Source organism: Micromonospora marina (genome assembly GCF_900091565.1).
Classification (GTDB): Bacteria; Actinomycetota; Actinomycetes; order Mycobacteriales; family Micromonosporaceae; genus Micromonospora; species Micromonospora marina.
This window is the reverse complement of the sequence record NZ_FMCV01000011.1, coordinates 31247-44802: the sequence shown is the minus strand read 5'-3', so window position 1 is coordinate 44802 and position 13556 is coordinate 31247. Positions and strand designations below refer to the sequence as shown.

Annotated in this window: 15 protein-coding genes; 3 read left to right on the top strand and 12 right to left on the bottom strand. The window is 71.1% G+C overall.

Translation table 11 applies throughout. The annotated features are described in order from the left end of the window. Nucleotides 1-2: 2 nt before the first annotated feature. The 3 genes from mqnP to GA0070215_RS14825 all read right to left on the bottom strand — a co-directional run bounded on the left by mqnP (nucleotide 3) and on the right by GA0070215_RS14825 (nucleotide 3013). Nucleotides 3-908: a menaquinone biosynthesis prenyltransferase MqnP gene (gene mqnP / locus GA0070215_RS14835; RefSeq protein WP_091046416.1), complete on the bottom strand. Its 906-nt coding sequence runs from the start codon at nucleotides 906-908 to the stop codon at nucleotides 3-5. Next, complete coding sequence (locus GA0070215_RS14830) at nucleotides 908-2365, bottom strand: menaquinone biosynthesis decarboxylase (protein WP_091046412.1); 1458 nt, start codon at nucleotides 2363-2365, stop codon at nucleotides 908-910. The genes mqnP and GA0070215_RS14830 overlap by 1 nt, the downstream gene beginning before the upstream one ends. A 93-nt stretch (nucleotides 2366-2458) precedes the next feature. Next, nucleotides 2459-3013: a carboxymuconolactone decarboxylase family protein gene (locus tag GA0070215_RS14825; RefSeq protein WP_091046409.1), complete on the bottom strand. Its 555-nt coding sequence runs from the start codon at nucleotides 3011-3013 to the stop codon at nucleotides 2459-2461. 63 nt (nucleotides 3014-3076) lie between these two features. Between GA0070215_RS14825 and GA0070215_RS14820 the strand changes: the two genes are divergently transcribed. Next, nucleotides 3077-3547, top strand: a complete 471-nt coding sequence (locus GA0070215_RS14820; protein WP_091046406.1) for a MarR family winged helix-turn-helix transcriptional regulator — start codon at nucleotides 3077-3079, stop codon at nucleotides 3545-3547. A 44-nt stretch (nucleotides 3548-3591) separates the two neighbouring features. Beyond that, the gene (locus GA0070215_RS14815) at nucleotides 3592-3816 is read left to right on the top strand and encodes a hypothetical protein (RefSeq protein ID WP_018787858.1); all 225 of its coding nucleotides are present in this window, start codon (nucleotides 3592-3594) and stop codon (nucleotides 3814-3816) included. On the opposite strand, the gene ccsB is transcribed toward GA0070215_RS14815, so the two are convergent. Genes ccsB through hemL form a run of 6 tightly spaced genes read right to left on the bottom strand, consistent with a single transcriptional unit; the run spans nucleotide 3782 to nucleotide 9840 of the window. Then, the gene (gene ccsB, locus GA0070215_RS14810) at nucleotides 3782-4759 is read right to left on the bottom strand and encodes a c-type cytochrome biogenesis protein CcsB (RefSeq protein ID WP_091046402.1); all 978 of its coding nucleotides are present in this window, start codon (nucleotides 4757-4759) and stop codon (nucleotides 3782-3784) included. The genes GA0070215_RS14815 and ccsB overlap by 35 nt on opposite strands. After that, entirely contained in the window at nucleotides 4759-6375 is a 1617-nt protein-coding gene (resB, locus tag GA0070215_RS14805) for a cytochrome c biogenesis protein ResB (protein ID WP_091046399.1), read from the bottom strand. Before resB ends, ccsB begins: the two co-directional genes overlap by 1 nt. Then, nucleotides 6375-7277, bottom strand: coding sequence for a cytochrome c biogenesis CcdA family protein (locus tag GA0070215_RS14800; RefSeq protein ID WP_091046396.1), 903 nt, complete (start codon nucleotides 7275-7277; stop codon nucleotides 6375-6377). Before GA0070215_RS14800 ends, resB begins: the two co-directional genes overlap by 1 nt. Continuing rightward, on the bottom strand, nucleotides 7277-7852 hold the full coding sequence (locus GA0070215_RS14795) for a TlpA family protein disulfide reductase (protein WP_091046392.1): 576 nt from the start codon (nucleotides 7850-7852) through the stop codon (nucleotides 7277-7279). The genes GA0070215_RS14800 and GA0070215_RS14795 overlap by 1 nt, the downstream gene beginning before the upstream one ends. Continuing rightward, nucleotides 7852-8499: a histidine phosphatase family protein gene (locus tag GA0070215_RS14790; protein ID WP_018787863.1), complete on the bottom strand. Its 648-nt coding sequence runs from the start codon at nucleotides 8497-8499 to the stop codon at nucleotides 7852-7854. The genes GA0070215_RS14795 and GA0070215_RS14790 overlap by 1 nt, the downstream gene beginning before the upstream one ends. A gap of 3 nt (nucleotides 8500-8502) precedes the next feature. Beyond that, complete coding sequence (gene hemL, locus GA0070215_RS14785; protein WP_091046388.1) at nucleotides 8503-9840, bottom strand: glutamate-1-semialdehyde 2,1-aminomutase; 1338 nt, start codon at nucleotides 9838-9840, stop codon at nucleotides 8503-8505. A gap of 146 nt (nucleotides 9841-9986) precedes the next feature. Here hemL and GA0070215_RS14780 point away from each other — a divergent pair, with 146 nt between their 5' ends. Next, a complete protein-coding gene (locus tag GA0070215_RS14780) occupies nucleotides 9987-10319 on the top strand; it encodes an STAS domain-containing protein (RefSeq protein WP_018787865.1) in 333 nt (110 codons plus the stop codon). A gap of 93 nt (nucleotides 10320-10412) precedes the next feature. Here the strand turns inward: GA0070215_RS14780 and GA0070215_RS28455 are convergent, their stop codons facing one another. The 3 genes from GA0070215_RS28455 to GA0070215_RS14770 form a co-directional block, all read right to left on the bottom strand. Beyond that, nucleotides 10413-10571: a hypothetical protein gene (locus tag GA0070215_RS28455; RefSeq protein WP_244167005.1), complete on the bottom strand. Its 159-nt coding sequence runs from the start codon at nucleotides 10569-10571 to the stop codon at nucleotides 10413-10415. Nucleotides 10572-10596: 25 nt separating this feature from the next. After that, nucleotides 10597-11154, bottom strand: a complete 558-nt coding sequence (locus GA0070215_RS14775) for a response regulator (protein ID WP_018787866.1) — start codon at nucleotides 11152-11154, stop codon at nucleotides 10597-10599. Then, the coding region (locus GA0070215_RS14770) for an ATP-binding protein (protein WP_141708202.1) at nucleotides 11151-13556 on the bottom strand (2406 nt) is incomplete at its 5' end. The genes GA0070215_RS14770 and GA0070215_RS14775, both read right to left, overlap by 4 nt.

Here is a 13556-nt window from a genome sequence, read left to right as displayed (position 1 = left end):
GCTCAGGGCCGCAGGCCGAGCCGGATCACCAGGTCGAGCAGCGCGAGGACGAACAGCGCGATGCCGACGAAGCCGTTGGCGGTGAAGAACGCCCGGTTGACCTTGCTCAGGTCGGTGGGGCTGACCACCATGTGCTGGTAGGCGAAGGCGACAGCGGTGAGCGCCAGCCCGATCCACCACAGCCAGCCGAAGCCGACCCACGCGCCGAACCAGATGAACAACGCGAACGTCACCACGTGGGCGACCGTGGAGGCGTGCAGCGCGAAGCGGCGGCCGTACCGGGCGGGGACGCTGTGCACCCCGATCTCCCGGTCGATCTCCGAGTCCTGGCAGGCGTAGATCAGGTCGAAGCCGCCGATCCAGAGGCCGACCGCGACACCGAGCAGCCAGGCCGGGCCGGACCCCTCGAACGTGCCGGTGACCGCCAGCCAGGCGCCGACCGGGCCGACCGCCTGGGCCACCCCGAGGATGGCGTGCGGCCAGTTGGTGAACCGCTTGCCGTACGGGTAGACCACGAGCGGCACCACGGCGAGCGGCGCGAGCACCAGGCAGAGCGGGTTGAGCAGGGCGGCGGCGGCCAGGAACACCACGAGCGCGACGGCCGCGCCGGTCCAGGCCGTCCGCACGCTCACCGCGCCGGTGACCAGTTCCCGGTTCGCGGTACGCGGGTTCCGCGCGTCGATCCGCCGGTCGAGGATCCGGTTCGCGGCCATGGCGAACGTCCGCGCGCCGACCATCGCCACGGTGATCAGCAGCAGGTCTCCCCAGTGCACCCGGCCACCGTCGAGCTGCATGGCGGTCAGCGCCGACAGGTACGCGAACGGCAGCGCGAAGACCGAGTGCTCGATGGCGACGAGCTTGAGGAAGGACGCGACCCGGCCGGGTCGTTCCTGTACTGCCGCCGTCATCAGATCCCGTATTCCTTCCAGCGCTTGTCGACCAGCGAGACCACCTCGGGCGACATGCGCATCTCCTCCGGCCAGCCCCGGGTGTAGCCCTCCTCGGGCAGCTTGCGGGTCGCGTCGATGCCCGCCTTGCCACCCCAGAACTGCTGGTACGAGGCGTGGTCGAGGTGGTCCACCGGCCCTTCGGTGACCATCAGGTCACGGGCGTAGTCGACGTTGCCGAAGGCGCGGAACGCGACCTCGTTGTAGTCGTGCACGTCGCAGTCCTCGTCGACGATCACGATCAGTTTGGTCAGCGACATCATGTGCGCGCCCCAGATCGCGTTCATGACCTTCTGCGCGTGCTTCGGGTACCGCTTGCGGATCGACACGATCGCGCAGTTGTGGAAGACCCCGGCGGCGGGCAGGTCGTAGTCGACGATGTCCGGGATCAGGAAGCGCAGCAGCGGCGCGAAGATCCGCTCGGTGGCCTTGCCGAGGCCGTGGTCCTCCTGCGGCGGCTGGGACGTGACGATCGAGTGGTAGACCGGGTCACGCTGCATGGTCATGCACTCGACGTGCATCACCGGGAACGGCTCGACGGGCGTGTAGAAGCCGGTGTGGTCGCCGAACGGGCCCTCGGGCAGGCGCTCGCCCGGCTCGATGTAGCCCTCCAGCACGATCTGCGCGTGCGCCGGCACCTGCAACGGGACGGTCAGGCAGTCCACCATCTCGACCCGCTCACCGGCGAGGAACCCGGCGAACAGGTACTCGTCGATGTCGGCGGGAAGCGGCGCGCTGGCCGAGTACGCCACCACCGGGTCGGCACCGATCGCGATCGCCACCGGCAGCCGCTGGCCGAGCCGCTCGGCGACCGCGTGGTGCGCGGTGGAGTTCTTGTGGATCTGCCAGTGCATGCCGATGGTGTTGTGCGAGTGCTGCTGGAGCCGGTAGAGCCCGAGGTTGCGCTTGCCGGTCTCCGGGTGCTTGGTGTGGGTCAGCCCGAAGTTGTGGAAGATCCCCCCGTCACCGGGCCACACCTGCAACCCGGGCAGCCGGTTCAGGTCGACGTCGTCGCCCCGGTAGACCACCTGCTGGCAGGGGGCGGTCTTGACCTTCTTCGGCGGCATCGACTTGAGCTGCATGACCTTGCCCAGGCCGCCCATCATCCCGGAGAAGCCCTGCGGAAGCTCCGGCTTGAGCATGTCGCCGATCCGCTCGCCGATCTCGTCGAGGTGCTCCACCCCGAGCGCCATCGCCATCCGCTTCTCGGTGCCGAACAGGTTGATCGCCACCGGCATCTCGCCCCGGGTGGGGCGTTCGAACAGCAGTGCCGGCCCACCGGCCCGGACGGTGCGGGTGACGACCTCGCTGATCTCCAGCGTGGGGTCGACCGGCGCGCTCACCCGCCGCAGCTCGCCCGCACGCTCCAGCGCCGTGAGGAAGTCCTTCAGATCGGTGTACGGAAAGCGAGCCGCCATACCACCATCCTCCCGTACCCTCCTGCGGAGGTAAGGACGGGCCCCCTTTTAACGCCTCCGGTAGAGGAAGGGCCCCTTCTTAACATCCGCAGCTCAGGCCGCGGGCGTCCAGGCGTACGCCATCAGCGGCTCGTCGAGCGGGGCCCCGGTGAGCCGGTTCGCGAACGTGGAGATCGTGTACGTGCCGACGCCGAGCACCACGTCCAGCGCGTGCCGGGGCTGCCATCCGGCGGCGAGCAGCGCGTCCAGGTCGGCGTCGGGGACCGCGCCCCGGTGGTCGAGGACGGCGACGGTGAACCGGCGCAGCGCCTCCAGCCGGGGGTCGGGCAGCGTCGCGCCGGTCCGCAGCGCCTCGATCAGCTCGGGCGCGGCGGCGTCCCGGACGAGCGTCGCGGTGTGCATGGCGACGCAGAGGTGGCAGCCGTTGCGGGTGGCGACCGTCAGCACGACCACCTCCCGGGCGACCGGGTCCAGGTCGGTGGCCTCGAACGCGGCGTTGGCGGCGAGGAAACCCTTGAGCAGTTCGGGCGAGCCGGCCATCAGGCGCACGGCGGCGGGCAGGTGGCCCAGCATGCGGCGTACGCCGGCCATGACCGGGCGGGCGGCGGCGGGTGCGGTGTCCGGCTCGTACGCGGTGAAGCGGGACATGACGGGGTTCCTCTCCTAAGATGGTCAACGTGGTTGACGAAATAGTAAACGTAGTTGTCGAACATGACAACGCCTGACCGCCCCGGCTTCGCGCTGCCGCTGCTCCTGCTCGCCGGTTTTCGGACGCTCGTCGACGACCTGCACGCCGAGCTGGCCCGGCAGGGGCACCCCGAACTGCGCCCGGCCCACGGCTTCGTCCTCCAGTCCGTCGGCCCGGCCGGCACCACCGCCTCCGAACTCGGGCAACGCCTCGGCGTCTCCAAGCAGGCCGCGGGCAAGACGGTGGACCGGCTGGTCGCGCTCGGCTACCTGGAACGCGTGGACGACCCCGCCGACGCCCGCCGCAAGCTCGTACGGATGACCGCGAAGGGCCGCGACGGGCTGCACCGCTCGGCAGCCGTCTTCGACGAGTTGCGCGATCAATGGGCGGCCACGCTCGGCGCGGACCGGCTCGCCGCCATCGAGGACGACCTGCAACGGATGGTCCCCGCCGACGTGTTCCGCCTCGACGTCCCCGGCTGGTTCGGCGGATGACTTCGTCACTGACAGCCTCACCCGGCGCGGGTCATCATCGACTGATGGACGACGCGTACGTGGTGGGTGACCCGGACGGCCTGAGCCAGCTCCAGGCCGAGATCCGCGACGCGGTGGCCCGCGAGCTGCACGCCCAGTTCGCGCTGCGGGCGGACCGCCTCGAACTGGCCGACCTGCCGGAGGTGGCCTACCAGGTCACGCGCCGGGTGGACGAGGTGCTCAGCGCTCGCCCGGTCACTCCACCCCGGCGTACGAGTGCAGACCGGTGAAGAAGAAGTTCACCCCGAACAGGTTCATCATCACGGTCAGGAAGCCCACGATGGCGATCCAGGTGGCCACGTTGCGCTTCACGCTCGGCGTGGCCCGGGCGTGCAGGTAGCCCGCGTACACCACCCAGGAGATGAACGCCCAGGTCTCCTTCGGGTCCCAGCCCCAGGCGCGGCCCCAGGCCGCCTCGGCCCAGATCGCGCCCGCGATCACCGCGAACGTGAAGACCGGGAACGAGAAGGCGTGCAGCGTGAAGGTCAGCCGCTCCAGCCCGGCCGCCGCCGGGAGGCGGCGGGCCAGGGTGTACGGGAAGCTGCGCCGGCCCTGCTCCCAGCCGTTCCGCATCAGGTACGCGGCGGCGGGCACCACGCCCAGCAGGAAGATGCCCGAGGCGAAGATGATCGTCGAGACGTGGATGATGAACCACCACGACTGCAGCGCCGGCATCAGCGGCTCGACCTGCACGTAGAGCTTCAGCTCGGCGAACGCCAGCAGCAGCACCATGACCAGCGTCAGGAACAGCCCGAGCCGGCGCAGCCCCGGCTGCTTCCAGAGCACCACGAGCCAGGCCGCCACCCCGATCCAGGTGCCGGTCAGCACGAACTCGTACATGTTGCCCCAGGGCATCCGGTCGGCGGCCAGGCCCCGGGTGACCACGGCGCCCAGGTGCAGCGCGGCGCCCAGCACGATGAGCCAGGCGGCGATCCGGCCGGCCAGCACGGCCCGCGCGGCGGAGCGGTCCGGACGCTGCGGCGCGGCCGGGACGACCGGCTCGTCGATCACGCCGCCGACGCCGCCGACACCCGCGCCGACCAGCTCCCGCGCCGGTGCGGCCGCCGGCACCTTCCGCGCGTTGCCCAGCGCGAACTCCACGGCGTGGCTGATCATCGCGATCAGGTACGCCAGGATCGCGAACGTGACCAACTGGTCGGAGAGTGCGACCATCACTCGTCTCCTTCTCGCGCCCGCCGCGCGTCCGGCGCGTCGCCGCTCACCGCGGCGACGAGCTGCGCGAACTCGTCGGCGAACCCTGGGTGCTCGGTGCGCGGCAGCCCACCGGCCTCCACCAAACTACTACCGCCCGTCGGAGATCCACCCTCGGGGGGCGGAACCCGGAACCAGACCCGGCGCCGCCGGGCGAACAGCGAGCCCATCAGGCCCAGCAGCAGCGTCCCACTGGCCACCAGCAGCAGCGTCTGCCCGGGTGCGTGCCGCACCGAGATCGTGATGTACGGCTCGGTGCCGACGAACTCCAGCGTGCTGCCGTCGTCCAGGGTCCACTTCTCCCCCGGCCGCAGCAGCTTGGTGCCGATCTCCTTGAGCTTGCCGTCGTCGAGCTGCCGCTTGTCCAGCTCGTAAACCGAGCCGGGGATGCCCGCGTCCAGCCCGAGGTTGCCCCGGTACGCGAGCAGGTTCACCGCCGGATCTCGTTCCTCGGGCCAGGCGGAGCGGACGGGAGGGCCCTCGGCCGGCACGGTGGGCAGGTAAAACCCGTCGAAGGCGATCTGCTGGTCGGCGGCGCGGACGCCGGTCGCCGGGTCGACGTTGGCGTCCGGGAAGATCGCCACGCCCTCCTCGGTCGCGTTCGAGTCGCCGGTACGCAGGAACGGGGTCCGGCTGGTCTGACTCCGGCCGTACTTGTCGGTGTACCTCAGCACCGGCGCGTAGCCGTTGCTGAGCAGGTAGACGTTCGCCGAGCCGAGCCGAAGCGGCGAGTTGACCGAGAACCCGGCGGTCCGTTCCGCGCCGCCGGGCTCGTCCACGGTCACCGTGGCCCAGTAGCGGGACGCCAGCCCGGACGGCAGGTAGTCGGCCTCGAACTTCTCCAGCGTCAGGCAGAACGGCGGCAGGTCGGAGCTGTCCACGCGCGGGCCGAGCGACGCCTCGGCGTACTGCTGGCGGGTGTTGCAGAACGCGTTGTCCGCGCCGGCGACCAGGATGCGGTTGCCGTGCCAGCCGTACCAGGAACCGAGCGCCACCCCGAGCAGGACGGCGACCAGCGACACGTGGAACAGCAGGTTGCCGGTTTCCTTGAGGTAACCCTTCTCGGCGGAGACCTCGTTGCCGCGCACGACGACCCGCCAGCGGCGGCGGCGCAGCACCGCCGCGATCGCCTCCGGATCGGCGGCGGCCGGAGCCTCCAGCACGGCGTGCTGGGGCAGCCGGGCGAACCGCTTCGGCGCGGCCGGCGGCTTCATCCGCAGCGCGCGGACGTGGTCCCGGGCCCGGGGCAGGATGCAGCCGATCAGCGAGGTGAACAGCAGCAGGTAGATCGCGGAGAACCAGACCGACCCGAAGACCTCGAACGCGCCGATCCGGTCGAGCCGGGGTGCCAGATCGGGGTGGTCGACGAACCACTGGTCGACCCGTTCCGGGTTGACGCCGCGCTGCGGCAGCACCGAGCCGGGGATGGCCGCGACGGCGAGCAGGAACAGCAGGATCAGCGCCGTACGCATGCTGGTGAGTTGCCGCCACGAGTTGCGCAGCAGGGCCAGCACCGGGTTGACCCGCCGGGGCGCCTGTGCGGGTGGGGTCGACGGCCGATCGTCCACGGTCGTCATCAGATGCTCACCTCGCCCACGCCCACGTTCGTCTGCAGCCAGATCACCACGTTCACCCAGCCGCCGGTGATCAGCGCCAGGCCGATCGCGATCAGCAGCGCGCCGCCGATCCGGGTGACCCAGCGGCTGTTGCGCCGGACGGCGCGGAACACCCCGAGCAGGCGCTGGAAGCCCAGCCCGAAGACGACGAACGGTATCCCCAACCCGAGGCAGTACGCCACGGCGAGCAGCACGGCCCGGTCGGTCCCGCCCTCGGTGGCCGCCATGCCGAGCACCGCGCCGAGCGTCGGGCCGGTGCAGGGCAGCCAACTGAGCGCGAATACCGCGCCGAGCACCGGCGCGCCGAGCAGCCCGGCGGCGGGCAGCCAGCGGATACGGAACTCGCGCTGCATCCCGGGGATCACACCCGAATAGCCGAGGCCGAGCACCACCACGAGCACACCGATGACGATCTCCAGCGTGCGCTCGTACCGGAAGAAGAGCTTGCCGACGCCGGAGAAGAGGATCGCGGTGGCGACGAACACGACTGTGAAGCCGGCGATGAACAGCAGCGTGCCGGCGAGCACCCGGCCCTTGACGGCGGCGGTGGTCCGCTGCGGCGCCGCCCGCTCGGCGACGCTCACGCCGCCGCCTGCGCCGCCCGTGCCGCCCGCGCCGCCCGCGCCGCCCGCGCTGGCGGCGGTGTTAATAGGGGGCCCTTCCTCTACCGGAGGCGTTAACAGGGGGCCCTTCCTTGCGCCCTCCAGGTCGGAGCCGGCCAAACCCGTCACGTACGACAGGTAGCCGGGCATCAGCGGGAGCACGCACGGGGACAGGAAGCTGACCAGTCCGGCCAGCGCCGCCGCACCGACCGCGAGCAGCAGCGGGCCGGACTCGGCGAGCTGGCGGAACGTCTCGCCCATCAGCGGGCGCCGTTCGGCGGCGGCGCCTCGGCAGCGATCTCCTCGACGATCGGCCGCAGTTCGTCGCGGGTGACGGCCCTGCGGATCACGACGGCGATCCGGCCCTCGCGGTCGAGCACGACGGTGGCCGGGGTGGTGTTCGGCGGGATGTCGAAGTTCAGCGCCTGCCGGCTGGCCGGGTCGAAGATGCTCGGGTACGTGACCCGGCCCTCCTCGAAGGCGATCGCCTTGTCCTTGCTGTCCTGCACGTTGATGCCGAGGAACGTCACGCCGGAGCCCTTGGTGGCCTGGTAGGTGGCCTCCAGGTCGTCCGCCTCGGCGCGGCAGGGCGCGCACCAGGAGCCCCAGAAGTTGACCACGACGACCTGCCCGCGGTCGCGGGAGATGTCGTAGCTGCCGCCGGTGAGCAGTTCACCGCTCACCTTCGGCGTCTTGGAGCGCTGGTCGGGAGCGCAGTTGACGGTCGAGCCGTCGGCCGCACACCGGCTCTCCTGGGTGCCGGAGGAGCAGCCGACCAGCGCCGTACCGGCGGTCACGGCGGCGAGCAGGGCGGCAGCGAGCCTCCGGGTGAGCATCAGGCCCCCTTGGCCGTCCGGGCGGTCGGCGAGATCGACACGAGGTGGGCCGCCGGCTCGGAGTACCCGATTCCGACGATCTTGGCGCCGTCGAAGTGGAACGAGGTGAGGCTGGCCAGACCGCACTGGCGGCGGCGCGGGTCGTGCCAGAGTCGCTTGCGTTCGACGTGCCGGCGCAGCGTCCAGATCGGGAGCTGGTGCGACACGAGCACCGCCTCCCGCCCCTCGGCGGCGACCCGGGCGGCGTGCAGGGCGGCGAACATGCGCTCGGCGATGGCCCGGTACGCCTCCCCCCAGGACGGGGTCATCGGGTCGCGCAGCACCCACCAGTTGCGCGGGTCGCGGAACGAGCCGTCACCGGGCGAGACCTTCTTGCCCTCGAACCAGTTCGCGCTCTCGATCAGCCGCTCGTCGACGCCGACGGAGAGGCCGAACTGCGCCGCGATCGGCTCGGCGGTCTGCTGGGCGCGCTCCAGCGGGCTGGCCACGACGTGCACCACGGTCCGGTCGGCGAGCGCCTGCGCCGCCGCCTTGGCCATCTGCACGCCCAGCTCGGAGAGGCGGAACCCGGGCATCCGGCCGTAGAGGACGCCGTCCGGGTTGTGCACCTCGCCGTGCCGCAGCACGTGTACCACGGTCTCCGCCATCAGTTACCCCCCGCTTCCTGCCGCTGCCGCCGCCCGCGCCGCCACCGGCAGGGCGGCGGCGATCTGCTCCCACGCCGCGTCGTCGATCGCGGCCGAGACGAACCACGATTCGAACGCGCTCGGCGGCAGGTAGACGCCGCCGGCGAGCATCGCGTGGAAGAACGCCTTGAACGCCGGCACCACCTGGGTGCGGGCGCTGTCGTAGTCGTGCACGTCCGCGTCGGTGAAGAAGACCGAGAACATGTTGCCCGCGGTGGAGAGCCGGTGCGGCACACCCGCCTCGGACAGTGCCTCGGTGGTCAGCTTGCCCAGCGTGGCGGCGGTCTCGTCGAGCCGCCGGTAGAGCGCGTCGTCGGCCAGCCGCAGCGTGGCCAGCCCGGCCGCGCAGGCCAGCGGGTTACCGGACAGCGTGCCCGCCTGGTAGACCGGGCCGGCCGGGGCGAGCTTCGCCATGATCTCCGCGCGCCCGCCGAACGCCGCGGCGGGCAGGCCGCCACCCATGACCTTCCCGTACGTCCACAGGTCCGCGTCCGACGGGTCGAGGCCGTGCCACCCGGCGCGGGAGACCCGGAACCCGGTCATCACCTCGTCGACGATGAGCAGTGCGCCGTTGGCGTGTGCGATCCGGGCCAGCTCGGCGTTGAAACCGTCGCGGGGCGCGATGACGCCCATGTTGCCGGCGGCGGCCTCGGTGATGATCGCGGCGATGTGCTGCCCCTCGGCGGCGAACGCCTCCTCGACCGCGTGCAGGTCGTTGTACGGCAGCACGATGGTGTCGCCGGCCGCCGCGCCGGTCACGCCGGGCGAGTCGGGCAGGCCGAACGTGGCCACGCCGGAGCCGGCCGCGGCGAGCAGCGCGTCGGAGTGGCCGTGGTAGCAGCCGGAGAACTTGATGATCTTGGAACGGCCGGTGAAGCCGCGGGCCAGCCGGATCGCCGACATGGTCGCCTCGGTGCCGGAGTTGACCAGGCGGACCTGCTCCACGGGCGTCCGCGCGATGATCTCCTCGGCCAGGTCGACCTCGCCCGGCGTCGGGGTGCCGAAGCTGGTGCCGAGCCCTGCCGCCGCACGCAGCGCCTCCACCACGGCCGGGTGCGCGTGGCCGAGGATCAGCGGGCCCCAGGAGCAGACCAGGTCGACGTAGCGACGACCGTCGGCGTCGAAGAGCCACGGACCCTCCCCCCGCACCATGAAGCGCGGGGTGCCGCCGACGGCACGGAACGCGCGCACGGGAGAGTTGACCCCACCGGGCACGACGGCCTTGGCGCGGTCGAACAGGGCCTCGGAGGCCGGGGCGTCGGCCGGGTAGCGGCCGGATCCGGCGGAATGCGTCTCGGTCACGATGAGGCCATTGTGTCAGCGCCGGAGTGCTGCCCGGCAGCCACCCCGCGACGGGGGTTACCAGGCTCACCCGCCTGAGCGGCGCGACGGGCCGACGGCGATCCGCTCGACAGGCCCGCCGGTCGAGATCGCGATAGGCTGACCGGGTGGATCGTGCCGAGCTGTCCATCACCGTACACCGGACGGGTGACGAAGCAGTGCTTCGCCTGGCCGGTGAGATCGACATGCTCACGGCCGCCCAGCTCTCGACGGTGGTCAACGAGGTGCTGACGGATCCGCCCCCGCGCATCGTGCTCGACCTGGGCGGAGTCACGTTCTGCGACTCGCAGGGTCTCGGCACGCTCGTGGTGCTCAGCCGCAAGGCCAGTCACACCCAGTGCCTGCTGATCCTCACCAACGTCGGCGACTTCCTGATCCGCGTCCTGGACATCACCGGCCTCCGCAGCGCCCTGATGATCCGCAACGAAGCCACCCCGTAGCCCCGCCGCTTCCTCCCCGCGATCCTGCACGTGCGGCCCCGCGTCGGGTGATTCACCCTTTCGCCGGGCCGCACGTGCAAGATCAACGGGGGGTCAGAGGACGGGGAGGTCGCGGCGGCGGAAGGTGAGCAGGCCGGCTGTGGCCAGGGTCACCGCCAGCGCCGTCAGCACGTAGAGCGGGGTGGGGTTCCAGGCGTCGAGCAGCCCGCAGACCGCCAGCACCACCCAGGCGGCCGACGCGCGACCGGGCACGGCGGCCCGGCCGGCGGCTGAACCGTCAGCGGGTGTTGCCCCAGCGCGCCTGCTCCAGCAGCTGAACCGCGCGTTCCCGGGTCGACGGGTCGTCGTCGGCGCGCAGCAGCGCCGTGGCCTCGTCCACCGCGTCGGTCAGGTGCCGCCACTGGAGGTCGCGCTCCCGCACCAGGTCCGACTGGGCGGCGAGCTGCCGCGTCTTCACCCACAGGTCGACGAAGACCGTCACCTTGGCCCGCAGCACCCACGGGTCGAACGGCTTGGTCAGGTAGTCGACCGCACCGGCCGCGTAACCGCGCAGCGCGAGCTGGGCGTCCTTGTCCGCGGCGGTCAGGAAGATGATCGGTACGTGCCGGGTACGCTCACGCCGCTTGATGTGGGTGGCGGTCTCGAACCCGTCCATGTCCGGCATCTGGGCGTCCAACAGGATCACCGCGAAGTCGTCCACCAGGAGCTGCTTGAGCGCCGCCTCGCCGCTCTCCACCGCGACCGACTGCACCGGGAGACCCTGGAGGATCGCCTCCAGTGCCATCAGGTTCTCCCGCCGGTCGTCCACCAGCAGGGCCTTGGCCGTCTGCGTCACGCGTTCTCCTCGCCTCGGCTCCGGCCGATCCAGGACGCCATCAGTTCGATCAGCTCGTCCAGGTCCACCGGCTTGGTGATGTAGTCGCTGCCGCCGGCGCTGAGCGCCGACTCCCGGTCACCGGGCATCGCCTTCGCGGTCAGGAACACGATCGGCAGGTCCGCGAACCGGTGGTTGCGGCGGATCTGCGCGGTCGTCTCGTACCCGTCCTGGTCCGGCATCATGGCGTCCATCAGGACGATGTCCACCTCCGGGTGCTCGGCGAGCTGGCGGACGCCGTCCGCCCCGTTGTCCGAGTACAACACGGTCATCCCGTGCAGTTCCAACGCGGACGTCAGCGCGAACACGTTCCGCACGTCGTCGTCGATGATCAGCACGGTCACGCCGTCCAGGCGGCGGGTGGCGGGCGTCTCCTGCGGCTGCGGCAGCTCCATGGGCATGAGCAGCGACGACGGCAGGCCCGCGCGGCTCGGCGACGGCGGCGCCGGCGCCACCACCGCGTCCGGTGCCAGCACATCGGGTACGAAGAGCGTGAACGTCGAACCCTGACCGGGCGCGGACGAGACGGTGATCGTGCCGCCGAGCAGGCGGGCCAGGTCTCGGCTGATGGACAGCCCGAGGCCGGTGCCGCCGTAACGCCGGCTGGTGGTGCCGTCCGCCTGCTGGAACGCCTCGAAGATCAGCGACAGCTTGTCGTCGGAGATTCCGATGCCGGTGTCGATCACGGTGAACGCGATCACCCGCTGCGCGTTCGTCAGCGCGGGCACGTCGAACACGGCGTTGTCGGCCGCCGGGCCGATCCGCAGCGTCACCGCGCCGTTGTCGGTGAACTTCACCGCGTTCGACAGCAGGTTGCGCAGGATCTGCTGCAACCGCTGGGCGTCGGTGACCAGCGCGGGCGGCAGGTCGCGGCTGACCCGCACCTGGAAGTCCAGTCCCTTCTCCTCGGCCTGCGGCGCGAACGCCTGCTCGACGTAGCCGCGGATCTCGGCGAACTGGATCTCGGTGGGCTCCACGTCCATCCGGCCCGCCTCGATCTTGGACAGGTCGAGGATGTCGTCGATCAGCGACAGCAGGTCGGACCCGGCGCCGTGGATGGTCCGGGCGAACTCGATCTGCTTCGCGCTGAGGTTGCGCTCCGGGTTCTCGGCCAGCAGCCGGGCCAGCAGGAGCAGCGAGTTCAGCGGCGTACGCAGCTCGTGGCTCATGTTCGCCAGGAACTCCGACTTGTACGCCGACGCGCGGGTGAGCTGCTGCGCCTTCTCCTCCAGGCCGAGGCGGGCCAGCTCGATCTCCCGGTTCTGCATCTCGATGTTGGCCTTCTGCTCGGACAGCAGCTTCGCCTTGTCCTCCAGCTCGGCGTTCGTGCGCTGCAACTCGGCCGACTGGTCCTGCATCTCGTGCGCCAGCCGCTGCGACTGCGCCAGCAGCTCCTCCGTACGCCGGTTGGCCTGGATGGTGTTGACCGCGACGCCGATGGTGAGCACCAGCCGCTCCAGGAACGCCAGGTGCAGCTCGGAGAACGTGGCGACGCCGGCGAACTCGATCACGCCGAGCAGCTCGCCCTCGAACTGGACGGGCAGGACCACCAGGTCGGCCGGAGGCGTGTCGGCCAACCCGGACCGTACGACGAGGCGGCCGTCCGGCTGCGCCTTGACCCGGATCGTCCGGCGCGACAGGGCGGCCTGCCCGACCAGCCCCTCACCCGGGCCGAACGTGACGTCGTGGCCGCGTGCCACGTACCCGTAGGAGGCGGTGAGCCGCAGCCGCATGCTGCCCTCGGAGCTGTCCGCCAGGAAGAACGCGCCGAGTTGCGCGTCCACCAGCGGGGTCACCTCCTGCATGATCATCCGGCAGACCTCGCCCAGGTCGCGCTGCCCCTGGAGCAGACCACCGATCCGGGCCAGGTTCGAGTCGAGCCAGCCCTGCTCGGCGTTCTTCTTGGTCGTCTCCCGGAGGGTGACGATCATCTGGTTGATGTTGTCCTTCAGCTCGGCGACCTCGCCCTGCGCCTTCACGTTGATCCGCTGGGTCAGGTCGCCACGGGTCACCGACGTGGAGACCTGCGCGATCGCGCGCAACTGCGTGGTCAGGGTCGAGGCGAGCTGGTTGACGTTCTCGGTCAGGTCACGCCACGTACCGGACACGCCCTTGACCTGGGCCTGACCACCCAGCTTGCCCTCGGTGCCCACCTCGCGGGCCACCCGGGTCACCTCGTCGGCGAACGACGACAGCTGATCCACCATCGTGTTGACGGTGTTCTTCAACTCCAGGATCTCGCCCTGCGCGTCCACGGTGATCTTCTGACCCAGGTCGCCGTTCGCCACGGCCGTGGTGACCGAGGCGATGTTCCGCACCTGGCTGGTCAGGTTCGACGCCATCGAGTTCACGTTGTCGGTCAG